The 21,172-nt window shown below is 45.5% G+C and carries 24 protein-coding genes; all 24 read left to right on the top strand.

Translation table 11 applies throughout. The annotated features are described in order from the left end of the window. Window positions 1-12: 12 nt before the first annotated feature. The 24 genes from C1T21_RS08120 to frr all read left to right on the top strand — a co-directional run bounded on the left by C1T21_RS08120 (window position 13) and on the right by frr (window position 21,151). Window positions 13-378 carry a response regulator gene (locus C1T21_RS08120; protein WP_010346372.1) on the top strand — a complete coding sequence of 122 codons (366 nt, stop codon included), beginning with the start codon at window positions 13-15 and terminating at the stop codon, window positions 376-378. A gap of 12 nt (window positions 379-390) precedes the next feature. Beyond that, on the top strand, window positions 391-924 hold the full coding sequence (locus C1T21_RS08115; protein WP_103047874.1) for a flagellar biosynthetic protein FliO: 534 nt from the start codon (window positions 391-393) through the stop codon (window positions 922-924). Next, window positions 921-1,676, top strand: coding sequence for a flagellar type III secretion system pore protein FliP (gene fliP / locus C1T21_RS08110; RefSeq protein WP_013309901.1), 756 nt, complete (start codon window positions 921-923; stop codon window positions 1,674-1,676). Before C1T21_RS08115 ends, fliP begins: the two co-directional genes overlap by 4 nt. A gap of 37 nt (window positions 1,677-1,713) precedes the next feature. Further along, window positions 1,714-1,983, top strand: coding sequence for a flagellar biosynthesis protein FliQ (gene fliQ / locus C1T21_RS08105; RefSeq protein ID WP_025723725.1), 270 nt, complete (start codon window positions 1,714-1,716; stop codon window positions 1,981-1,983). A 10-nt stretch (window positions 1,984-1,993) separates the two neighbouring features. Next, a complete protein-coding gene (gene fliR, locus C1T21_RS08100; RefSeq protein ID WP_023988198.1) occupies window positions 1,994-2,779 on the top strand; it encodes a flagellar biosynthetic protein FliR in 786 nt (261 codons plus the stop codon). Next, window positions 2,779-3,891 (top strand): flagellar biosynthesis protein FlhB, encoded by a 1,113-nt coding sequence (flhB, locus tag C1T21_RS08095; protein WP_049827737.1) that lies wholly within the window; start codon window positions 2,779-2,781, stop codon window positions 3,889-3,891. Before fliR ends, flhB begins: the two co-directional genes overlap by 1 nt. 23 nt (window positions 3,892-3,914) lie before the next feature. Continuing rightward, window positions 3,915-5,948, top strand: coding sequence for a flagellar biosynthesis protein FlhA (gene flhA / locus C1T21_RS08090; protein ID WP_016820963.1), 2,034 nt, complete (start codon window positions 3,915-3,917; stop codon window positions 5,946-5,948). Beyond that, the gene (gene flhF, locus C1T21_RS08085) at window positions 5,945-7,387 is read left to right on the top strand and encodes a flagellar biosynthesis GTPase FlhF (protein ID WP_103047873.1); all 1,443 of its coding nucleotides are present in this window, start codon (window positions 5,945-5,947) and stop codon (window positions 7,385-7,387) included. Before flhA ends, flhF begins: the two co-directional genes overlap by 4 nt. Continuing rightward, entirely contained in the window at window positions 7,384-8,271 is an 888-nt protein-coding gene (locus tag C1T21_RS08080) for a MinD/ParA family protein (RefSeq protein WP_103047872.1), read from the top strand. The genes flhF and C1T21_RS08080 overlap by 4 nt, the downstream gene beginning before the upstream one ends. Window positions 8,272-8,301: 30 nt before the next feature. Continuing rightward, complete coding sequence (locus C1T21_RS08075) at window positions 8,302-9,846, top strand: chemotaxis protein CheB (RefSeq protein WP_103047871.1); 1,545 nt, start codon at window positions 8,302-8,304, stop codon at window positions 9,844-9,846. Window positions 9,847-9,879: 33 nt separating this feature from the next. Further along, entirely contained in the window at window positions 9,880-11,976 is a 2,097-nt protein-coding gene (locus tag C1T21_RS08070) for a chemotaxis protein CheA (protein WP_103047870.1), read from the top strand. 62 nt (window positions 11,977-12,038) lie between these two features. Then, window positions 12,039-12,500 carry a chemotaxis protein CheW gene (locus C1T21_RS08065; RefSeq protein WP_007430046.1) on the top strand — a complete coding sequence of 154 codons (462 nt, stop codon included), beginning with the start codon at window positions 12,039-12,041 and terminating at the stop codon, window positions 12,498-12,500. Between the two features lie 3 nt (window positions 12,501-12,503). Next, a complete protein-coding gene (locus C1T21_RS08060; protein WP_023988204.1) occupies window positions 12,504-13,130 on the top strand; it encodes a chemotaxis protein CheC in 627 nt (208 codons plus the stop codon). Then, complete coding sequence (locus tag C1T21_RS08055) at window positions 13,123-13,620, top strand: chemotaxis protein CheD (protein WP_010346358.1); 498 nt, start codon at window positions 13,123-13,125, stop codon at window positions 13,618-13,620. The genes C1T21_RS08060 and C1T21_RS08055 overlap by 8 nt, the downstream gene beginning before the upstream one ends. A gap of 2 nt (window positions 13,621-13,622) precedes the next feature. Next, a complete protein-coding gene (locus C1T21_RS08050; RefSeq protein WP_103047869.1) occupies window positions 13,623-14,036 on the top strand; it encodes a hypothetical protein in 414 nt (137 codons plus the stop codon). A 14-nt stretch (window positions 14,037-14,050) separates the two neighbouring features. Next, window positions 14,051-14,839 carry a FliA/WhiG family RNA polymerase sigma factor gene (locus C1T21_RS08045; protein WP_103047868.1) on the top strand — a complete coding sequence of 263 codons (789 nt, stop codon included), beginning with the start codon at window positions 14,051-14,053 and terminating at the stop codon, window positions 14,837-14,839. A 44-nt stretch (window positions 14,840-14,883) separates the two neighbouring features. Next, entirely contained in the window at window positions 14,884-16,293 is a 1,410-nt protein-coding gene (locus C1T21_RS08040) for a flagellar assembly protein A (RefSeq protein ID WP_103047867.1), read from the top strand. Between the two features lie 82 nt (window positions 16,294-16,375). Further along, a complete protein-coding gene (locus tag C1T21_RS08035; protein WP_103047866.1) occupies window positions 16,376-16,696 on the top strand; it encodes a hypothetical protein in 321 nt (106 codons plus the stop codon). Window positions 16,697-16,737: 41 nt separating this feature from the next. After that, window positions 16,738-17,370 (top strand): hypothetical protein, encoded by a 633-nt coding sequence (locus tag C1T21_RS08030; RefSeq protein ID WP_103047865.1) that lies wholly within the window; start codon window positions 16,738-16,740, stop codon window positions 17,368-17,370. Next, entirely contained in the window at window positions 17,367-18,014 is a 648-nt protein-coding gene (locus tag C1T21_RS08025; RefSeq protein ID WP_103047864.1) for an endolytic transglycosylase MltG, read from the top strand. Before C1T21_RS08030 ends, C1T21_RS08025 begins: the two co-directional genes overlap by 4 nt. Window positions 18,015-18,267: 253 nt before the next feature. Next, a complete protein-coding gene (rpsB, locus tag C1T21_RS08020) occupies window positions 18,268-18,966 on the top strand; it encodes a 30S ribosomal protein S2 (protein ID WP_013309916.1) in 699 nt (232 codons plus the stop codon). A gap of 131 nt (window positions 18,967-19,097) precedes the next feature. Beyond that, window positions 19,098-19,748 (top strand): translation elongation factor Ts, encoded by a 651-nt coding sequence (tsf, locus tag C1T21_RS08015; protein ID WP_013309917.1) that lies wholly within the window; start codon window positions 19,098-19,100, stop codon window positions 19,746-19,748. Between the two features lie 120 nt (window positions 19,749-19,868). Beyond that, a complete protein-coding gene (gene pyrH / locus C1T21_RS08010) occupies window positions 19,869-20,597 on the top strand; it encodes a UMP kinase (RefSeq protein WP_013309918.1) in 729 nt (242 codons plus the stop codon). Then, on the top strand, window positions 20,597-21,151 hold the full coding sequence (gene frr / locus C1T21_RS08005) for a ribosome recycling factor (RefSeq protein WP_029517013.1): 555 nt from the start codon (window positions 20,597-20,599) through the stop codon (window positions 21,149-21,151). The genes pyrH and frr overlap by 1 nt, the downstream gene beginning before the upstream one ends. Window positions 21,152-21,172: the final 21 nt, after the last annotated feature.

Below are 21,172 nucleotides of genomic sequence, written 5' to 3'. Positions count from 1 at the left end.
GATTTATTTCAGATGGCAAACCGTATTTTGATCGTGGACGATGCTGCATTTATGAGAATGATGATTCGGGACATCCTGTCCAAAAATGGATTTGAAGTAGTAGGAGAGGCCCAGGACGGATCACAGGCCATTGAAAAATTCAAGGAGCTTCGTCCGGACCTGATTACGATGGATATCACGATGCCTGAAATGGACGGCATTGCCGCTCTGAAGGAAATCAAACAAATTGACGCGAACGCAAAGGTTATCATGTGTTCCGCGATGGGTCAGCAAGCAATGGTTATTGATGCCATTCAAGCTGGCGCAAAAGATTTTATCGTTAAGCCTTTCCAATCGGATCGGGTTATCGAAGCCATTAACAAAACACTGGGTGTGTAAGGCGCACCCAGTATGGATACACAACAGGGTGCCTCTGACGCATTGAGTACATCCAGCAATATAGGCAACATTGTCTGGGTCCTTTTCGTGCTAATCTTTATCATCGTACTGATCGTGTACTTGATACGGTTTTTGAGTAAAAGAAATCAGAGCTGGTTCAGCAACCGCTCCGTTCGCATACTGGGAGGCGTGGGACTTGGTCCCAATAAATCCCTTCAGCTTGTTGAAGTTGGTAGCAGTGTGTACCTCATTGGTGTGGGAGAAGATATCCGGCTTGTTGACAAAGTATCCGATCCTGAAGAAGTGGAGCAAATTTTGGCCGCACTGGAGCAAGAAGCTTCTCTGCAGCGCGGCCCGATTGCCCCGCTATTCGCTAAAATTGCGGATAGGCTTCGCCGGAACAACGCGGCACAGCAGCAGCCTGAAGAGGAGACATCTTTTCACGAGATGTTTGAATCCAAGCTTCGACAAATGCCGAATCGCAAGGATAAACTTGAAAAGCTGCGCAATGAGGAGAATACTACAGATCGGTCGGGAGATTCATGAGAAAAAAGATTATACTTGCATGTTTGCTGCTTGTCTTGTTCAGCTTCATTTCGGTGACGGCGGCCTCTGCGGAACCGATTCCGAACATTGATATTCAAGTCGGCAATTCGGACAAAGGACAGCCCGGTGCCACCTCGCTGTCTATTATTTTACTTATTACTGTCATTAGTGTAGCGCCGGCGTTGCTTGTACTTATGACAAGTTTTACGCGAATTGTGATTGTGCTTGGCTTTGTGCGAACTTCGCTGGGAACCCAGCAGATGCCGCCTAATCAGGTGCTTGTCGGACTGGCTTTGTTTCTCACTTTATTCATTATGGCACCGACGTTCTCAGCTATGAATGAAACTGCACTTCAGCCGTATCTCAAGGGGGATATAACACAGTCTCAGGCGCTGGACAAGGCATCGGTACCGATCAAGACCTTTATGTTCTCTCATACACGTGAGAAGGATCTACTGCTCTTTATGAAATACACCAAGATGGAAAAACCAAAGAATTATCAGGATATTCCACTAACGGTGATGGTTCCAGCTTATGCAATCAGTGAGTTGAAAACGGCATTTCAGATGGGCTTTATGATTTTTATACCATTTTTAGTTATAGACATTGTAGTGTCGAGTACACTCATGGCTATGGGGATGATGATGCTACCCCCGGTAATGATTTCACTTCCTTTTAAAATACTGCTTTTCGTACTTGTAGATGGTTGGTATTTGGTTGTCAAATCATTGCTTTTGAGTTTTAACACATGAATACTTCATGCAAGGACAGCAATCAAGGAGGACGGCAATGACTTCGGAGTTTATTATTTCCCTGGCTGGGCAAGCGGTGTTCATTGTACTCAAGGTGAGTGCTCCGATGCTGATTTTAGGGCTAGTCGTGGGTTTGATTATCAGCATTTTTCAGGCGACAACCCAAATTCAGGAGCAAACACTGGCCTTTGTTCCGAAGATTGTCGCCGTATTGCTGGCATTGCTTTTGTTCGGGCCCTGGATATTGACCACATTAGTGGACTTTACGTATAACATTCTGGACAATTTGTACAAATATATAGGTTAGGCTGAATGTTATGAACATATTGTTACAGAGTTTTCCTGTTTTTTTGCTGATTTTTTGTCGGATTACCTCATTTTTTGTAGTAGCGCCTATTTTTTCAACCCGAGGGGTACCTAATATCTTTAAGGTCGGAATTTCAGGATTTCTAGCTTTGGTCGTGTATCTTACATATGGTACGCATCAACAGGTACCGACTGATGTAGCGTACGTGCTGTTAGTGGGTCGTGAAGTGCTGATTGGGTTGTTATTGGGGTTTACTGCATATCTGTTCATGACCGCGATCCAAACCGCAGGTTCATTTATAGACCTACAGGTGGGCTTCGGAATGGCGAGTGTGTTTGATCCCATGACAGGGGCTTCAACGCCTTTGACGGGGAATTTTAAGTTTGCCATTGCAGTATTGTTCTTTTTAAGTATAAATGGGCACCATCATCTGCTAAATGCTATCTTATACAGCTATGATTGGGTACCGTTGACAAATGATTTTTTTGTAAAGTTGTATGGTGGCAGTGTAACTGAATTCCTGGTACGTTCTTTTGCGGAATCATTTATGCTTGCTTTTCAAATTGCTGCTCCCATTGTAGTGGCTACCTTTTTAACGGATGTGGGACTTGGTTTTTTAGCTAAAACAGCGCCACAATTCAACATTTTTGTTATTGGTGTACCTCTTAAAATTATTGTGGGACTGTTCATGTTACTGCTTCTCATGCCAAGTTTTGCTTTTATATTCGAAAGATTGTTTTCAGTAATGTTCGAATCCATGCGCAACTTGTTGGATATTATGGGTAATCGTCCTTAATGTCTGGTCTGGAGGAACGTAGTTTGTCATTTAAATATGCTATGAACCTGCAGTTGTTCTCAGGGGAAAAAACGGAAAAAGCTACACCCAAAAAGAAACAGGATGCAAGACAAAAAGGGCAGGTTGCCAAAAGCATGGAGTTGCCCGCCGCTGGTGTCCTGCTGGTTACGTTTTTTTGCCTCATGATTTTCGGCGGGTATTTTAAGGATCATGCAGTTCGACTATTTCGAGATATTTTTGTGAATCGGCTCTCTATGGAGGTAACGCCGAACACAACGATGCTGATGATGGGCGAGTACGGCGTGCAAATCTTGATTATGCTGGCACCTATTTTTATTGGGGCTATTGTTATCGGGATAGTAGCGAATTACATGCAGATCGGTTTTTTATTAACCGGAGAGGGCATTACGCCCAAGTTTAGCAAGATTGATCCGATTAAAGGATTCAAAAATATTTTTTCCATGAGGTCATTGGTTGAATTCCTGAAATCTGTTTTAAAGATGACCGTAATTGGTTATCTGGTGTACAGCGTACTCTGGAAAACAAAGGCTGACCTACCCAAACTAGCTGAAATGTCCGGCGATCAGATGTTGAGCTTTACAGCTTCATTAACAATGGAACTGGGGCTCAAAATTGGTGTGGTGCTGTTCGTTTTAGCGGTATTGGATTATATGTATCAACGTTACGAGCATGAGAAAAACCTGAAAATGTCCAAACAGGATATCAAGGATGAATACAAGAAAATGGAGGGTGACCCGCTGATCAAAGGGAAAATTCGCGAGCGTCAGCGCCGTATGGCTATGCAGCGTATGATGCAGGAGGTTCCTAATGCAGATGTCATCATTACCAACCCTACGCACTTTGCTGTGGCTTTGAAATATGACGGTTCGGAGATGGAAGCGCCGCAGATTATTGCGAAAGGGCAAGATTACGTCGCACTCCGAATTAAAGAAATTGCCAAGCAAAACGGCGTAATAACGATGGAAAACAAGCCGCTGGCGCGGGCGCTGTTTCAACGAGCCGAAATCGGGGATGCGATACCAGCTGATCTGTTCCAGGCCGTTGCCGAAGTGCTGGCGTATGTATATAAATTAAAAGGTAAAGTGAAATAAAGGGATCGGAGGGCTAGAGACCCGTGAAAATAAAAGAAATAACTGTCCTTGCAGGCGTCATCGGTATCGTTCTTATGATGATTCTCCCGATCCCATCATGGCTGCTGGATATCCTACTCGTCATTAATATTTCTATTGCTTTGATGATTCTACTCGTTTCTATGAATACGAAGGAAGCTTTACAGTTCTCTATTTTCCCTTCATTGCTGCTCATTACAACGTTGTTTCGTTTGGCACTTAATATCTCTACAACCAAACTTATTTTAGGTGAGGGCCATGCAGGGGAAGTAGTTGCTACGTTTGGTAGTTGGATTGCAGGAGGGCAAATTGCCGTCGGTTTTGTTGTCTTTCTCATTCTCGTGGTGGTACAGTTCATTGTTATCACCAAGGGGTCTGAGCGGGTTGCTGAGGTAGGCGCACGGTTTACATTGGATGCGATGCCGGGTAAACAAATGAGTATTGATGCTGATCTGAATGCAGGTTTGATCAATGAGCAGCAAGCCCGTGAACGACGCAGTAAAATCGAACGAGAAGCTGATTTTTACGGAGCGATGGATGGTGCGAGTAAATTCGTTAAAGGTGATGCCATTGCTAGTATTATCATTTTGATCATTAACTTGGTTGGCGGCTTTATTATCGGTATGGCCGTTCAGGGAAAAGGGTTTCAAGAGGCGCTGTCGACTTATTCTGTCCTCACCATCGGTGACGGACTGGTCAGCCAGATTCCCGCACTGCTCATATCCACGGCGTCAGGCTTGATTGTTACGCGGGCTACGTCGGATGGCAACTTGGCAGAGGATTTAACTGGACAGCTCTTTTCTTATCCAAAACTGATCTACATTGTGGCTGCCACAATTGCATTATTGGGGCTTTTCACACCTATTCATATCATTACAACTCTTCCACTGGCGATACTGCTGTTTTTCGCGGCTCGAAGAATGCAGGGCAATATGGAACGCAAGCAGATAGCCGATGAACAGCTGGAAGAGGAGCAACAAATTGAAGAAGTCCGTAGTCCGGAAAGTGTCATTAATCTGCTTCAGGTAGATCCAATTGAATTTGAATTTGGATACGGGTTAATTCCGCTGGCGGATACACAGCAAGGCGGGGATTTATTGGATCGGATTATTATGATCCGTCGTCAATGTGCTTTGGAGCTGGGTTTAGTTGTACCGGTCATTCGTATTCGGGACAACATTCAGCTCAAGCCTAACGAGTATGTAATTAAAATTAAAGGTAATACCGTGGGCGGCGGAGAGCTTCTGTTAAATCATTACCTGGCTATGAGTCCGGGATACGACGATGATTCTATTACAGGAATCGAAACGACAGAACCTGCCTTCGGATTGCCTGCGCTCTGGATTGATGAGAACACCAAGGATGTTGCGGAACTATCGGGTTATACCGTAGTTGATCCACCTTCAGTTGTAGCTACTCATCTTACGGAGACGATCAAGAAACATGCTCATGAGTTGCTTGGCAGACAGGAAACACGGTCGCTGGTCGACAATCTCAAAGAGAATTATCCAGTGCTGGTGGACGACCTTATTCCTTCTGTGCTTGCGATTGGGGATGTACAAAAAGTGCTGGCCAAGCTGTTGAAAGAAAAAATCTCCATTCGCGATATGGTGACTATTTTCGAAACGCTAGCTGACTACGGTACTTATACAAAAGATCCCGACGTGCTGACTGAATATGTCCGTCAGGCGTTGTCCCGCCAGATTACGCAGCAATTTGCCCAGCAGGGAGAAACGTTGCGCGTTATTACTGTAGGACCCGGACTGGAGAAGAAAATTGCTGAAAGCGTGCAACAGTCGGAGCAAGGTAGCTATTTGGCTCTTGATCCGGTGTCTACGCAAACGGTGTATCAAAGGATGATGGAGCAAATCAACCGTCTCATTCAATCTGGACAGCAGCCTATTGTGTTAACGTCACCGACAATTCGTATGTATTTGCGGCAAGTGATGGAGCGGACTATGCAGGATGTCCCGGTGCTGTCGTACAGTGAGCTGGAGCCGAACGTTGAAATTCAAAGTGTCGGGGTGGTGAACTTATGAGAGTGAAACGATATGTAGTGGATACCATGCCAGAAGCTATGCTGCAAATCAGGGGTGACTTAGGAACAGACGCCGTCATTTTAAGTACAAAGGAAATGAAGGTCGGCGGTTTCATGGGGATGTTCAGTAAAAAGAAAATCGAAGTGGTTGCTGCGGTAGAGGAGAAGCAACCTCAAAAGCCACGACGGTTTGAACCATCTTCACAAGAGCTTGCCCAGACGGCTTCACCTCAAATGAACGCTCCTAAACAGCCGGAAAAATCATTTATGCCAGTGGTTCCCAGGCAAGCTGCTCCAGAAGCTTATCGGCGGGTAACGCAGATGACGGGGAGTTCCAAAGAAGAACAAGCTGAATTAACGGTTGATGTAGAACAAGCAGCTTCAGCAACTGAGCATTTGTCATCTAAATCTGCTAATAATTTTGAGACTATGTCTCAAGCACTTGCTCATGAAGCATTGGTTTCAAACATGAAATCATCCAGTGAGCTGTTTAAACAGCCCATTGAAGTAAGTGTTCCAGACAAGAGCGGAGCAGAGGAAAATCAGGCTCTGCTTAATGAATTGCGGGAAATGAAGGCTATGATGACTCGGTTTTCCCGAAATTCTTCATTGGAAAGTACTTGGCCGGAGCCGCTGCAAGAGATTTGTGAGCGTGTGCTGGAGCAGGAAGTGGAACGCGATTTACTGGAGTATTGGCTCGAACAGGTATATGTGCGTCGGAGTGCGCACCCTTTTGCGCCTGAAACTTTTGATTGGGAACAAGCCTTTCGTGAGGAAGTGGCCAGTTTTATTCAGACAAGACTGGACAAAGGGATCTCCAAAGATACCAAAATTGTGTATGTGGCAGGTCCTACCGGAGTAGGGAAAACGACAACCATTGCCAAGTTAGCAGCAGAGCAGTTGTTTAAGCATCATCGCAAAGTTGGATTTATTACTTCTGACACGTACCGGATTTCAGCCGTCGAGCAACTGCGTACATATGCTACGATTTTGAATGTACCGCTTGAAGTTGTGCAATCTCCTGGTGACGTCCACAGAGCCATTCAACGGCTGGAACATTGTGACCTGATCCTCATGGATACCGCAGGACGAAATTATCGTAATGAATTACTTGTATCGGAACTGCAAAGTCTGCTTTCGCCTATTAATGAAAGTGAGACGTATCTGGTACTCAGTCTGACATCCAAAAGTAAAGATATGCTTAATATAACTGGACATTTCAGTAAGTTTGGTCTTGGTAAGGTTGTATTTACTAAGATGGACGAGACAGGTAGCTGCGGTGGAATGTTTAATCTTTTGCATCAATTTCCGATGCAACTGGCCTATATTACCAATGGACAAAATGTTCCTGACGACCTGCTTCATCCCGATACAGAAATGGTGACAAGCATGCTGCTTGGACCCAAAGCATCAACAGGAGTTAACGGAGATTCCATATGAGTGACCAAGCCCAATCACTTAGACAAATGGCTTCTTCATTGGATAAATATCGATTGCCCCCACGTAATCGTCAAGCAAAAATTATAACGATCACCAGTGGTAAAGGCGGGGTGGGCAAATCCAATTTCACGCTGAACTTTGCTCTGGCTCTGCAATCCCTTGGTCGAAAGGTACTTGTGTTTGATGCTGATATCGGTATGGCCAATATAGATGTATTAATGGGAGCGAATTCACAATACAATCTTCTTCACCTGTTAAAACGTGAGAAATCAATTGATGAAATTATTCAAACGGGTTTAGGTGGTTTGCCTTATATTGCTGGAGGATCGGGCTTGAGCGAATTGTTTACGTTATCGGATAACGATCTGAATTATTTTGCCGAAGAAGTAGAGAAAATGGCGGCAGATATGGATTACATTCTATTTGATACAGGTGCAGGTTTATCTAAAGAAAACCTTAAATTCATCACTTCAGCTGACGAATGCCTGGTCGTAACCACACCGGAACCGACGTCCTTAACAGATGCGTATGCGCTAATAAAAGTCGTCAGCGGGTTGCAAAAGGATACGGTATTCAAAATTATAGTCAATCGTGCCGATAACGATAATGAGGCCCGTCAAGTTGCCGATAAGATCGCACTGGTTGCGAAACGCTTTTTGGAGATCGAAATCCCGTTGCTTGGACATATCAGTGATGATACTCATGTCATGCAAGCAGTCAAAAGGCAAGTACCTTTTATGGTTGCTTTTCCGGGATGTGCGGCTTCAAGAGATGTATTGAATCTGGCACACCGTTTTGCAGCAATGCCACAGATTCCGCAATCAGGTGCATTGAGTGGAATTAAAGGGTTTATGCAAAAATGGTTGCGGCGTTCTGTACATTGATTTTGATGAGAGGAAACAGAGGTGTTTAACATGTGTGCTTACCGGGTGCTGGTTGTAGATGATTCGGCCTTTATGCGCAAAATTATTACAGATTTAATTGTAAGGGATGAGTCGTTCAACATCGTAGGTACAGCCGCCAATGGCAAAGAGGCTGTAGAGAAAGTGAAGGAATTGCAGCCCGATTTGGTCACTATGGATGTCGAGATGCCTGAAATGAATGGTCTTGAAGCATTGCCATTGATTATGGCAGCCCATCCGCTACCTGTTATTATGCTGTCAGGCATTAATGAACAAGGTATGAAGGAGACCATCATGGCTCTGGAGGCAGGAGCTTTCGATTTTATAAGAAAGCCTTCCATTGCTCATGCGCAAGATATTCAGCAAGTGAGCAAGGCGCTGCTGGAACAGATGCACACTGCTATGCAAGCAGTGCGGAGCCGCCTGGAGCGCAAGGAAGCTAATGAGCGCAAAGCTGCATTGGAACAAGCGAAAAAAACGCCACAGGAAAAGCCTACAGGACAGGCTGTGACTGAGAAACGAGCAGGAAGTCAAGTTTCGACAGACAAGCCTCCTGCTGTTCCGCTTGCTCCTTCACCTGCTGTATCAGCTCAGCCGAAGCGTGATGCTGGCAAGTCCGTCCCGGCAGCAGCCAAGCAGGAAACGAAACGACAACAGTCTGGAACATCTGTTACGGCGGGGCGCATAGAACAGCCAGCTGCTCAGCCAAGCAGGTCAGTCCAAGCATCTACTGTTCAGAAGAAAGAAGACTTGTCCAAGGGGATGGGACGAACACCAGGGCAACTAAACAGTTCTAATGCAGCCGCTGGCAAATCGCTGCATGGTAAGGATAAAGCAGGGCTGGTTAAGCCGGAGCCCCGTAAGACGGTGATTTCATCAGCTACGCCTACTCCTGCGGCTGCTACGCCTCCAGTAACGACACCTACAGTTCCTCCCGCACCTAAGGGATTTTCTCTTAAAAAAGGTGTGCACACGTCCAGCTTTCGCAAACTGGTGGCGGTGGGATGTTCTACGGGCGGCCCGCGGGCGCTTAAGACGCTGTTGGAACGCATTCCTGGTGATTTTCCTGCTCCAATCGTTATCGTTCAGCATATGCCGCCAAACTTCACTCGTTCGCTGGCACAACGCTTGAACACGTTAAGTCCACTCCGAGTTGTGGAGGCTGAGCAGGGAATGACGCTGGAGACTGGAACGGCCTACATTGCCCCAGGGGGATATCAACTAAGAATTGTGCCAGGAGCCGGTGGTAAATACACTGTGTCACTGAAGATGGAGGAAGCTCGCAATGGTCACCGTCCTTCCGTAGATACGATGTTTGAATCGTTGCTCTCGTTAACCTCGTTGGAGCGGCATCTAGTATTGCTCACTGGAATGGGGAGCGACGGGGCCAAAATGATGAAAAAGCTTTATGATGCTGGGGTACAATCCACATTTGCTGAAAATGAGGAAACTTGTGTAGTGTACGGAATGCCCCGCTCAGCAGTAGAGTTAAAATGTGTGCGTCACCTTCTGCCAATGCAGGAGATCGCCCCCAAGCTTGTACAAGTTGTGAAATAATCGGAGTGTAACTCATGGAGGAGGTGTCTCACAATGGACATGAACCAATATTTAAACATGTTTATTGATGAGTCGAATGATCATCTGCAATCTCTTAACGAAAAAATGCTTCAACTGGAAAGCAATCCAACCGATCTAGGCATCGTTCAGGTGATTTTCCGTTCTGCCCATACCCTCAAAGGAATGGCTGCTACAATGGGATTTGAAGACCTAGCATCGCTAACTCACCAAATGGAAAACGTTCTTGATCTGGTACGTAACAATAAGCTGGCGATGCATGAATTTATATTCGATACCTTATTTAAAGGATTGGATGCTTTGGAGTCCATGGTGCAGCACATTACAGAGGGAGGCGACGGAAAAGCGGATGTCTCCTCTATTGTATCTTCATTACAATCCATCGTGAGTGGGGATTTTCAAAAGTCCGGCACAAATGCTGCGACTGAGGAGTCTCCATCTAAAAAAGTGGACAAAAACGATAGTGCTGGGCTTGTCTTGGATCAGTTCCAGTATTCTGTACTGGAGCAATCTATTTCTGAAGGTCATCGTGTTCACTATATACAGGTAACAATCAGCTCAGAGAGCCAGTTGAAAGCGGCACGTGCCTTTATGGTGTTCAACACGCTGGAAAACTCTGGTGAAATCGTCAAGGCCTATCCGTCGGTACAGGATATTGAGCAGGAGAAATTCGAGCAAAGCTTCTCGTTATATTACATAACGCAGAAAGAAGTTGGGGAGCTGGAAAAGGAAATCGCGGGTATCTCTGAAATTGACACTGTCTCAGTGGTACAACTAGATCAGGAATCGCTTAAACAAATGAGCGAAGTTACTGCTGGACTAGCTGAGGCTGCTGCGGTGCAGGAAGCACCTGTTGCCGTGCAACCACCTGCTCCATCCCAGCCGCAGTCTCCAGCTGCGGCCTCTGTGGCTAAGCCAGCTGGAGGTAAGGCGCCAGCAGCTAAGGCAGCTGCACCTACGCATAACCGTACGATTCGCGTAGATATTGAACGTCTGGATGTACTTATGAACTTATTTAGCGAGTTGCTCATTGACCGTGTGCGGTTAGAGCAGTTGGCAAGTGAAGCTTCCAATCCAGCACTGACAGAAACGGTAGAGCACATGAGTCGTGTGAGCAGCGATTTGCAAAACGTCGTTCTTAAATTGCGGATGGTACCAGTAGATACTGTTTTCAATCGTTTTCCGCGTATGGTGCGCGATCTGGCCAAATCGCTGGATAAAAAACTTGATTTAGTTATTACTGGAGCAGAGACTGAAATGGATCGCACTGTTATCGACGAAATTGGTGATCCTCTGGTGCATTTGCTTCGGAACTCCGTGGATCATGGCATTGAGTCGGTAGCCGACCGGATTGCAGCTGGTAAACCTGAGACAGGAACGGTTCACTTGCGTGCTTTCCATAGCGGAAATAACGTATTCATTGAGATTGAAGATGACGGAAATGGTATTAATCGCGATAAGGTACTAAACAGTGCTATTTCTAAAGGGATTTTGACAGCAGAGCAAGCAGCGGTCATGACCGACGAGGAAGCCTATCAGGTATTGTTTGCTCCGGGCTTTAGCACAGCTGCAGTCATTTCAGACGTATCTGGACGCGGTGTTGGTTTAGACGTTGTTAAATCCAAAATCACCGCTTTGGGTGGCAATGTTACGGTTCACTCTACGCTGGGTCAAGGTACTAATTTCTCTGTGCAATTGCCGCTGACCCTATCCATTATTGCAGCCATGATGATACAGATCGGTTCTGAAAAATATGCGATTCCATTGTCCTCCATTGTGGAGACTGCGATCGTCAAGCGGACACAAATTCGTTCAGTACATGGCAATAAAATGATTGCTTTCCGCGATTCTCATATCCCGCTCATCTCCTTGAGTCAGCTGTTCGAGGTACCGGACTTCAATGAAGATGAAGAAGAAGAGACAGAGGTCGTGGTCATCCGCAAGGGAGACCGTCTGGCAGCTCTTTCCGTACAGGACTTTTTGGGACAAAGTGAAATTGTCCTTAAAAATCTGGGCAAATACCTTCCAAACATCCAAGGAATTTCAGGCGCCACGATTCTGGGTGACGGTCAGGTTGCTTTGATCATCGACCCGAATGTTTTCATTAAATAATGTCTTCATCAAAAATGAAAGAAATGTGAAGTTGCTGACATCAATAAGGAGGGTTTTTAGACATGGGAGAAGAAATTAAAGTTATCGTATTTAAGCTTGGTGAAGAGGAATACGGTGTTGAAGTAGAAAAAGTCCAATCTATTGAACGCATGGTGCCGATTACACGGGTTCCAAGAACCTACGATTTTGTTAAAGGCGTATTCAACATGAGAGGCGTAGTCATTCCGGTTATTGATCTTCGTGGCCGATTTGGATTGCCTGAAGCTGAATATACCGATCAAACTCGCATCATTATCGTTGCAGTGGGTGAAATGCAAGTCGGCTTTATCGTTGACTCAGCGAATGACGTTATTGACCTGAATACTGACAATATCGAGACACCACCGGAAGTGATTGGCGGAGTTAAGGCTAAATACCTTCGCGGAGTTGCTAAGATTGGTGAAGAGCGCTTGTTGATTATGCTGAACTTGTCTGAAGTCCTGAATCGTAGCGAGATGAACCAACTGGAAGGCTTAGAGGATTAACATATGGAAAATCTCGGAAATCTTGAAGACTTCAAGTTGGATGTGTTGAAAGAAGTCGGCAACATTGGCTCGGGGAACGCTGCTACAGCGCTCTCCCGGCTTCTCAATAAACCGGTCGATATGGGTGTGCCCAAAGTACAAATGCTGCCCTTTGAGGAAATTGCCGAGAAAGTCGGCGGCTATGAGCAACTTGTTGTTGCAATATTTTTTAGGGTAGAAGGGGAAGCCCCCGGGAATCTATTCTTCATATTGCAGCCTCAGGCGGCAAAAAGCTTACTTTCCCGTTTGGCGAATATTCCTTCAGATGACGAGGACAGTTTTAACGAAATGGAGCACTCAGCCCTGTCGGAGATCGGAAACATTTTAGCAGGCTCATATTTGTCTTCGCTGGCAGACTTTACGCGTTTATCTATGTATCCAACAGTCCCTGCGCTGGCGTTGGACATGGCAGGAGCAATTCTCAGCTATGGACTGCTGCAGTTTGGGCAGATGGGGGATGCCGCATTATTGATTGACACATCGTTTCTGGAAGGGCAGAATCAGATAGAGGGTCAATTTTTCCTGATTCCTGATCCAGAATCGTTCGGGAAAATCTTTAGGTCGTTAGGAGTCCCGATGAACGATGATTGAGGATAAAAGCATCATTAAAGTCGGTATGGCTGACTTAAATGTTACCAGTAACCCGAACTCGATTCGCACGACAGGACTTGGTTCTTGCGTCGGATTGACTCTCTACGATCCTCACTTGAAACTGGCAGGTATGGCACATGTGATGCTACCATCCTCGGATATTGCACGTGAAGGGCAACTGAATATTGCTAAATACGCCGATACGGCGCTGCCCGAGTTATTTGAGCGGATGCTGAAATTGGGTGCTGAACGACGCAGACTGATTGCCAAAATGGCAGGGGGAGCGCAGATGTTCGCCTTTGCCGGTAGTGGAGATACCATGCGCATTGGTCCACGCAATGTAGAATCATGCAAAGAGATGCTGGTAGATCTCGGTATTCCTTTGATTGCGGAGGACACAGGCGGCAATTATGGACGAACGATTGAGTTGGACTCTGAAACTGGCGTTTTGAATATTCGAAGCGTACAAAAAGGTGTAAAGGAATTATAAACATGTTATTTGGCAGCTTACGCATTAATCTTTGGTCTGGAGTAGTCGGATTTATTCTGACTTTTGTGTTGTCCGTTGGCAGCAATCTGCTGACCACGAGCTTAATTCGTGGCTTGATCGCTTTCGTTTTTTGGTTCCTACTTGCATTTGTGCTGCGCTGGACACTAGGTGTTGTAGCGCGGCCAGATCTGGGGAATGCCCAAAGCCGGGCAAGCTCTCAGGTAGATGGCGTAGGGGGGAATCTGGACCTGACGACACCAGACGAAAATGAAAACCTGAATGAATTGCTGAAACCGAAACCAGAGCAGACGGACGAGGGGAAAAATGGTTTCGCACCTTTAAACCCACCTAAGCTGGTTTCCAACAAGGACCCTGAAGAATTGGCCAAGGCCGTTCGTCACCTGACAGACAAATAAGGAGGGTGAAGCCGATGAACGAGCGAAAAGCCGCTCATTTAAACCATTCCGAACTATGGGAACAATGGAAAGAACACGGTGACAAGGAAGCAAAAAAACAGTTAATTGAAAAGTATATCCATATTGTGGAATATGTGTCAGGCCGTCTTGCAGTAGGCTTGCCTAAAAATGTATCCAAGGATGATCTGGCGAGTAACGGCGTTATGGGTTTGATTGACGCTTTAGAGAAATTTGACTATGAGCGTGGTTTGCAGTTTGAGACCTATGCTTCTTGGCGTGTTCGTGGAGCGATTTTAGATGGTCTTCGTCAAGGGGATTGGGTTCCTCGTTCAGTTAGGGAAAAAGCAAAAAAAATCGAGGATGCCTACCAGCATTTGGAACAAAGATATTTACGCACGGTAAGCGACGAAGAGATGAGCCATTATTTGGACGTTTCTGAAAAAGAGTTTCAAAATATGATCCAGGAAGTCTCCGTTATGTCGATTGTCTCACTGGAGGACCCGATCCGCGAAGAGGAATCGGAAACACGGCTTTCCCTTTTGGTGGACGAGAAGGCGAAAAATCCGGATCATAAGGTCAATGAATTTACACTTCGTGATGCCCTTGCACAAGGCATTGATAAATTGACTGAAAAAGAACGTATCGTTGTTTCTTTATTGTATTACGAGGATTTGTCACTCAGCGAAATCGCTGAGGTCATGTCGCTATCTCCATCGCGAATTTCACAGTTGCATTCCAAAGCAATATTACGTCTGAGAGCGACATTGGACAAACAACGGGATTTGCTAATGCGTAAAGATTAACGTACGGGAGGTTACAGTAACAGTTAGACGGAAGGAGCACCCTTGTGGAGAAGCAATATGCTTTGGACCAGTATTTAAAAGTGGTTGTCTCACCTGACAAACAAACAGCCTACTTGGAATTTGCCAAACGTGAAGAAGGCTTTGCCTGTTCTGTGGAAGAATTAGAGCGTTTTCTAAGCAACCAAAAAATATCCTACGGTTTAATGACCGATGCAATTCGCGCATTTGCGGCAAGTCCGGAAGATCATTTCTTCGGAAAATTACTGATTGCTCAGGGAAAGCAGCCGATCCATGGTACAGACGGGAAAATTAATCTGGCTGATATTGTGACTGGCGAAGATGCACATAAGCCGCTTGAAACCGTGGATGGACGGGTGGATTATAAAGAACTAACTCGTTTAAGAAATGTAAAACGTGGACAACTGATTGCCGAACGAGTTGATCCTCTGCCGGGTGTACCGGGGATTGCTGTAACCGGAGAGGAAATTCCTTTTCTTCCAGGTAGAGAGGCGCGTTTTAAAGTTGGAAAAAATGTAGTGATCCATCCGGAAGGTGTTGCGATGTATGCGGCTATTGACGGATTGGTGACTACGACTGAAAAGGGCAAGCTTAATGTGTTTCCCGTATATGAAGTGAACGGGGACGTCGATTATAGTGTCGGTAACATTGATTTTGTTGGAACCGTCGTCATTCGTGGGAATGTCTTGACAGGTTTTCGCGTTCGGGCGGCTGGCGACATTCGTGTCATCGGTGGTGTGGAAGGCGCTGAAATTGAGGCGGAAGGTTCAGTAGAAATCAGTGGTGGTATTATCGGATATCATAAGGGGTACGTGAAAGCTGCACAAAATGTCAAATGCTCATTCATACAAGATGGTAACGTGATTGCCGGAGGCGATATACTTGTATCCCAGAGCATCATGCATTCCCAGATTAAAGCGAGTGTAAATGTACTCTGCGAGGGGACCAAAGGGCTTATCGTAGGTGGCAGTGTACAAGCTGGTAAAAAGGTAGTGGCTCGTACCATCGGTAATACGATGTCCACAGCTACTGTTATCGAAGTGGGTGTGCTTCCCGAACTGCGCGATGAACTGACAGAACTCCGCGCACGTTTGAAGCAGCAGACAGACAGTCAGGATAAAACGAATAAGGCTCTTACCATATTGGATCAGCTTGCCGCTGCCGGACAGCTTGCACCTGAAAGAATGGCTATGCGAATCAAGCTGACGTCTACTAAAAAATCTAATGAACAGGAGCTTTTGGAAACCAAGTCCAGAATGCTTGAAATTGAACGAACATTAGAGGATACAAGCCGCGCACGGGTAGAAGTGAAAAATGTGATTTACGGTGGCTCTAAAATAGTTATCGGCAGATATACAAAATTTATTAAAGATTCAGTGGAAAGAATGGCATTTTATTATCATGAGGGAGACATCAGCATGTCCTCCTACGTGTAATTTGGCACACTGATAAACAACATTCAATATTGTATTCCTTGGAAGACAGATACGGATGCCCAATCGGAAAGGGTGTGATCCAATGAGCTTGAAGGCTGTTGAATTGCAAATTGCCGTACCTCGCACCAGCGAAGCAGGAAAATACCAAAGTGAGTCCCAGCAGCGGCCGATGAATGATCAAGCATTGCTTGGACAAAAGGCCGCGCTGGAGACGGAGAACATGCGTCAGCGAAGCAGTGCCGTAGATCAGTCTGCGGAAACATTCGTCGGTGAGCGGCAAACAGGAGGGCAGAGCAGAGACTCTTCTCAGCAGAGCCGCTCCCAATCAGGTGAGACTGAGGTGTCTAAGGAGCATCCGGCAGAGCATCCGTACAAGGGACACCATATTGATTTTTCGCTCTGATCCGACAGGTGGAGAAGCGTTATTAAAGGAGACGATGGGCAGTGGATCAACCATGGATTTATATTGTTCTGCTGGGCGCTGCAGCTGTTGTCTACGCCTGGCTTCTGCCAAAGCGCCAGCCAGGCCAGGGAACAGAAGAGGCCGTCGTTCAAAAGGTCGAGGCCACATTGGAGCAGTATATGGCCGATATTGAAAACGACAATGACGAGCTGATTGAGCTCGTATCTGGTATGAAGCAGGAGCATACAGTTAAGCAGGTGGCATTACAGGAACAAGTAGCTGAGCTTCGGAGCCGTATCGTGGAGCTTGAGCGCCAGGCTATGCTTGCTACTGTCTCTATGCAAACCGAGCCTGTATCTAAGGAAATACAACATACAGCTACTTCTCATCAGGCAGCGGTTGCATACGGTCAATTTCAAAGTCCGCAACCTGGAATTTCTGTGCAGGAAGGCTACTCTGGTTCAGAAGCTCCCCTCATAACTATAGAGGAACAGACGGCATTACAAGACCCTGAAACTGAGCAGGAAGCAGAGTCCATCCGTGATCGTTATCAAGAGTTGTTTGCGCTGCATGAGCAAGGCAAGTCGGTGGACTATATAGCCAAGCAATCAGGCATTCAACGGGGTGAAGTACAGCTTATATTGCAACTCGCGGAGCGGGAGGATGTAACGTGATCAAAAACCGTTCATTTATGCTAGGCATGGGTACTGGTTTGATAACGGGGGCATTGCTGTTGCAACTGGCAATGATCGGTCAGGGACAATCACAGCAATCTTCCACAGACCTGAAAAACATGACGCGAGAGCAATTAGAAAAGGCAGCAGCCGAATTAAATCTTCAGATCAGTGATAGCTCTGATCCGAAAATGACAGAAGAGGAATGGCGTAATAAGGTGATCAAGGAAGGTAATAAAACTCCGGTTGCACCCCAAAAGGCTAAACCAGCTCAAACGCCGGCAACACCAAAGGCACCTACAAACAGCACATCCTCGGCTGCTTCTAAACCTTTGACCAGCGCATCGGTTCCACAAAGTCCGAATAAGCCGCAAACTCAAAGATCTGGCACTACAACGACTCCCAATATCCCCAAGCAGCCAGCCACTCCACAAGTGCAGTATAGCATTGCATCGGGAAGCAATTTGAGAAGTGTGGCATCAGGATTGCAACGGGCAGGGGTCGTATCGGATGCTAATGCATTTGAGGCAGCAGCTAAGGCCCAAAAAATCAATACCAAAATTCGTACCGGTACCTATCAGTTTGCTAAAGGTGAGGATTTCAGTTCTATTATTACTAAAATTACGAAAAAGCCGTCCAACTGACCAGACCGGGAAGTGGACGGCTTTTATTCATGCTGACAAGTTCGATGAGAGGCGTAAAACGTCACATTTTGTGTTGTTCCAACTATTGTCGAAAAGTTGGTTGCAACGATGCAAGTGTTATGGTATATTAATTGACGGTGTTAAAAACGCACGTCGGTTAATTTTATAAAGGGTGCTTTCCAATGGAAAGTCTTTATGAAAAATGATGTCGGCGGAGGACACACAAAAAACCAAACTTAGGAGGTGCGTGAAGATGGCAGTAATCTCCATGAAACAGCTTTTGGAAGCTGGGGTTCACTTTGGTCACCAAACACGTCGCTGGAACCCGAAAATGGATCGTTATATCTTCACTGAAAGAAACGGTATTTACATCATTGACTTGCAAAAGACAGTGAAAAAGGTTGAGGAAGCTTACAACTTCGTAAAAAGCATTGCAGCTGAGAATGGTACAATTTTGTTCGTAGGCACGAAGAAACAAGCACAAGATTCCGTTAAAGAAGAAGCAGCACGCGCTGGCCAATTCTACATTAACCAACGTTGGTTGGGTGGTACGCTGACTAACTTCCAAACGATTCAAAAACGTATTGACCGTTTGAAACAACTGGAAGCTTGGGAAGAAGACGGTACATTCGCAGTTCTTCCTAAAAAAGAAGTTATCATTCTTCGCAAAGAAAAAGATCGTCTTGAAAAATTCTTGGGCGGTATCAAAAACATGAAGGGCCTTCCAAGTGCTCTGTTTATCATTGATCCACGCAAAGAACGTATCGCCGTTGCTGAAGCTCGCAAATTGGGTATCCCAATCGTAGGTATCGTTGATACAAACTGCGATCCAGACGAAATCGACTATGTTATCCCAGGTAATGACGACGCAATCCGCGCTGTTAAATTGCTGACAGGTAAAATGGCTGATGCAGTTATGGAAGCAAACCAAGGCGAAGAAACTACAGCATAATATTTCCATTAGGAAATACCTATATGAATTAAATGAAAAGGGTGGTTGGCAGGTGTATAACCTCTCACTACCCTTTTTTTAAGGAATAAAGCACGGTATACCACTGAAAATCAAATTTGGAGGGAAATAATATGGCAGTTAATGCTAGCGCAGTAAAAGAGCTTCGTGAAAAAACAGGCGCAGGAATGCTGGATTGTAAAAAAGCGCTTGAAGAAGCAAACGGTGATTTGACAAAAGCGGTTGAAGTTCTGCGCGAAAAAGGACTTGCAGCTGCAGCCAACAAAGCAGGTCGTATTGCTACTGAAGGTGTTGTTGAATCCTACATTCATGCTGGCGGCCGTATCGGCGTACTGGTAGAAGTAAACTGCGAAACAGACTTCGTAGCTAAAACAGACCAGTTCAGAGATTTTGTACGCGACATTGCAATGCATATCGCTGCATCGAACCCTCGTTATGTTCGTCGTGAAGAAGTGCCACAGGAAGAGATCGAAAAAGAAAAAGAAATCCTGAAAGCACAAGCTCTGAACGAAGGTAAACCAGAGAAAATCGTTGAAAAAATGGTTGAAGGCCGCATTGGTAAGTTCTATGAGGAGTTCTGTTTGTTGGAGCAATCTTTCATCAAAGATCCAGACAAAACAATCTCCACGCTTATCAACGAAAAAATCAGTACAATTGGCGAAAACATCTCCCTGCGTCGCTTTGTTCGTTTTGAACTGGGTGAAGGTCTGGAGAAAAAAGAAGACAACTTCTACGAAGAAGTTATGTCTCAAGTGAAACAATAATTACCAACGAACGGTAATTGCATATGGAAAAACGGAAATGGAACACATCAGTGTTCCTTTTCTTGCAACAGGACACCTATCCTGTTACATAAAGTATAAATGATATTGGAGGGTGATCATTTGGAAAAACCTGTGTTTAAGCGTGTTGTCCTGAAAGTTAGTGGTGAATCGCTGTCAGGTCCTAACGGTTACGGTATTGATGCGGATACGATTGCGTCCATTGCCGAACAAGTCAAAGACGTGGTGGAACTGGGAGTAGAAGTTGCTATCGTGTGTGGTGGCGGTAACATCTGGCGTGGTATTGCTGGAAGTGCCAACGGAATTGACCGGGCCACGGCAGATTACATGGGTATGCTGGCAACGGTGATGAACTCACTGGCCTTACAGGATGCTTTGGAACAGATTGAAGTACCTACGCGTGTACAAACATCCATTGCGATGCAACAGATTGCTGAACCTTACATTCGCCGTAGAGCTATCCGTCATTTGGAAAAAGGTCGGGTTGTTATTTTTGCAGCAGGTACAGGTAATCCGTTCTTCTCGACTGATACTACTGCTGCACTACGTGCCGCTGAGATTGAAGCGGAAGTGATTCTGATGGCTAAAAATAAAGTGGATGGCGTATATTCTGCTGATCCGTTTAAAGATAGCACAGCCGAGAAATATGAGCAGCTTACGTATTTGGATGTGCTCAACAAAAACCTCGGTGTCATGGATTCTACTGCTTCCTCGTTGTGCATGGATAACAATATTCCGTTGATTGTCTTTGCTATTACAGAGCAAGGTAACATTAAACGTGTCGTGCTGGGTGAGAAAATTGGTACGATCGTCAAAGGGAGTGTAAATTAATGCCACAATCTGTGAAAAAGAGTGCTGAGGAACGCATGCAAAAAGCAATCCAAGCATTGCAACGTGATCTTGCATCTTTGCGTGCAGGACGGGCGACACCAGCTTTACTGGACCGTGTACAGGTAGAGTATTATGGTGCAATGACTCCAGTCAACCAGCTGGCGAATATCAATACACCTGACAGCCGGACCTTGATGATTCAGCCTTGGGACAAATCTTCCTTGGCCGATATCGAGCGCGCTATACAAAAATCCGATTTAGGTTTGACACCTTCGAATGATGGTAACACCATTCGTCTGAGCATTCCTGCTTTGACGGAGGAACGCAGAACTGACTTGGTGAAGTTGACGAAGAAGAACGGTGAAGAAGCGAAGATCGCTATTCGTAACATTCGTCGTGATGCCAATGATGACATCAAAAAATTGGAGAAAAGTGATATTTCCGAGGACGAATCTCGCAAACATCAGGAAGATATCCAGAAAACAACTGATAAATTTATCGCTGAAGTGGATAAAGTCTTAGCTGCAAAAGAAAAAGAAATTATGGAAGTTTAAAAGATTGGCAGCCCCTCCCTT

It is taken from the genome of Paenibacillus sp. F4 (assembly GCF_002894905.1).
Taxonomy (GTDB): domain Bacteria; phylum Bacillota; class Bacilli; order Paenibacillales; family Paenibacillaceae; genus Paenibacillus; species Paenibacillus polymyxa_B.
Note: the sequence above shows the minus strand (reverse complement) of the source record. Positions and strands in the feature narration are given on the sequence as shown.

Excerpts from the sequence above, each read along its gene's own strand:
- flhF (WP_103047873.1), top strand. The coding sequence starts at position 5,945 with ATGAGAGTGAAACGATATGTAGTGGATACCATGCCAGAAGCTATGCTG.
- flhB (WP_049827737.1), top strand. The coding sequence starts at position 2,779 with ATGTCTGGTCTGGAGGAACGTAGTTTGTCATTTAAATATGCTATGAAC.
- frr (WP_029517013.1), top strand. The coding sequence starts at position 20,597 with ATGCCACAATCTGTGAAAAAGAGTGCTGAGGAACGCATGCAAAAAGCA.
- C1T21_RS08045 (WP_103047868.1), top strand. The coding sequence starts at position 14,051 with ATGAACGAGCGAAAAGCCGCTCATTTAAACCATTCCGAACTATGGGAA.
- C1T21_RS08035 (WP_103047866.1), top strand. The coding sequence starts at position 16,376 with ATGAGCTTGAAGGCTGTTGAATTGCAAATTGCCGTACCTCGCACCAGC.
- C1T21_RS08080 (WP_103047872.1), top strand. The coding sequence starts at position 7,384 with ATGAGTGACCAAGCCCAATCACTTAGACAAATGGCTTCTTCATTGGAT.
- C1T21_RS08065 (WP_007430046.1), top strand. The coding sequence starts at position 12,039 with ATGGGAGAAGAAATTAAAGTTATCGTATTTAAGCTTGGTGAAGAGGAA.
- C1T21_RS08070 (WP_103047870.1), top strand. The coding sequence starts at position 9,880 with ATGGACATGAACCAATATTTAAACATGTTTATTGATGAGTCGAATGAT.
- tsf (WP_013309917.1), top strand. The coding sequence starts at position 19,098 with ATGGCAGTTAATGCTAGCGCAGTAAAAGAGCTTCGTGAAAAAACAGGC.
- C1T21_RS08060 (WP_023988204.1), top strand. The coding sequence starts at position 12,504 with ATGGAAAATCTCGGAAATCTTGAAGACTTCAAGTTGGATGTGTTGAAA.
- C1T21_RS08115 (WP_103047874.1), top strand. The coding sequence starts at position 391 with ATGGATACACAACAGGGTGCCTCTGACGCATTGAGTACATCCAGCAAT.
- C1T21_RS08075 (WP_103047871.1), top strand. The coding sequence starts at position 8,302 with ATGTGTGCTTACCGGGTGCTGGTTGTAGATGATTCGGCCTTTATGCGC.
- fliQ (WP_025723725.1), top strand. The coding sequence starts at position 1,714 with ATGACTTCGGAGTTTATTATTTCCCTGGCTGGGCAAGCGGTGTTCATT.
- fliR (WP_023988198.1), top strand. The coding sequence starts at position 1,994 with ATGAACATATTGTTACAGAGTTTTCCTGTTTTTTTGCTGATTTTTTGT.
- C1T21_RS08050 (WP_103047869.1), top strand. The coding sequence starts at position 13,623 with ATGTTATTTGGCAGCTTACGCATTAATCTTTGGTCTGGAGTAGTCGGA.
- rpsB (WP_013309916.1), top strand. The coding sequence starts at position 18,268 with ATGGCAGTAATCTCCATGAAACAGCTTTTGGAAGCTGGGGTTCACTTT.
- fliP (WP_013309901.1), top strand. The coding sequence starts at position 921 with ATGAGAAAAAAGATTATACTTGCATGTTTGCTGCTTGTCTTGTTCAGC.
- C1T21_RS08120 (WP_010346372.1), top strand. The coding sequence starts at position 13 with ATGGCAAACCGTATTTTGATCGTGGACGATGCTGCATTTATGAGAATG.
- C1T21_RS08055 (WP_010346358.1), top strand. The coding sequence starts at position 13,123 with ATGATTGAGGATAAAAGCATCATTAAAGTCGGTATGGCTGACTTAAAT.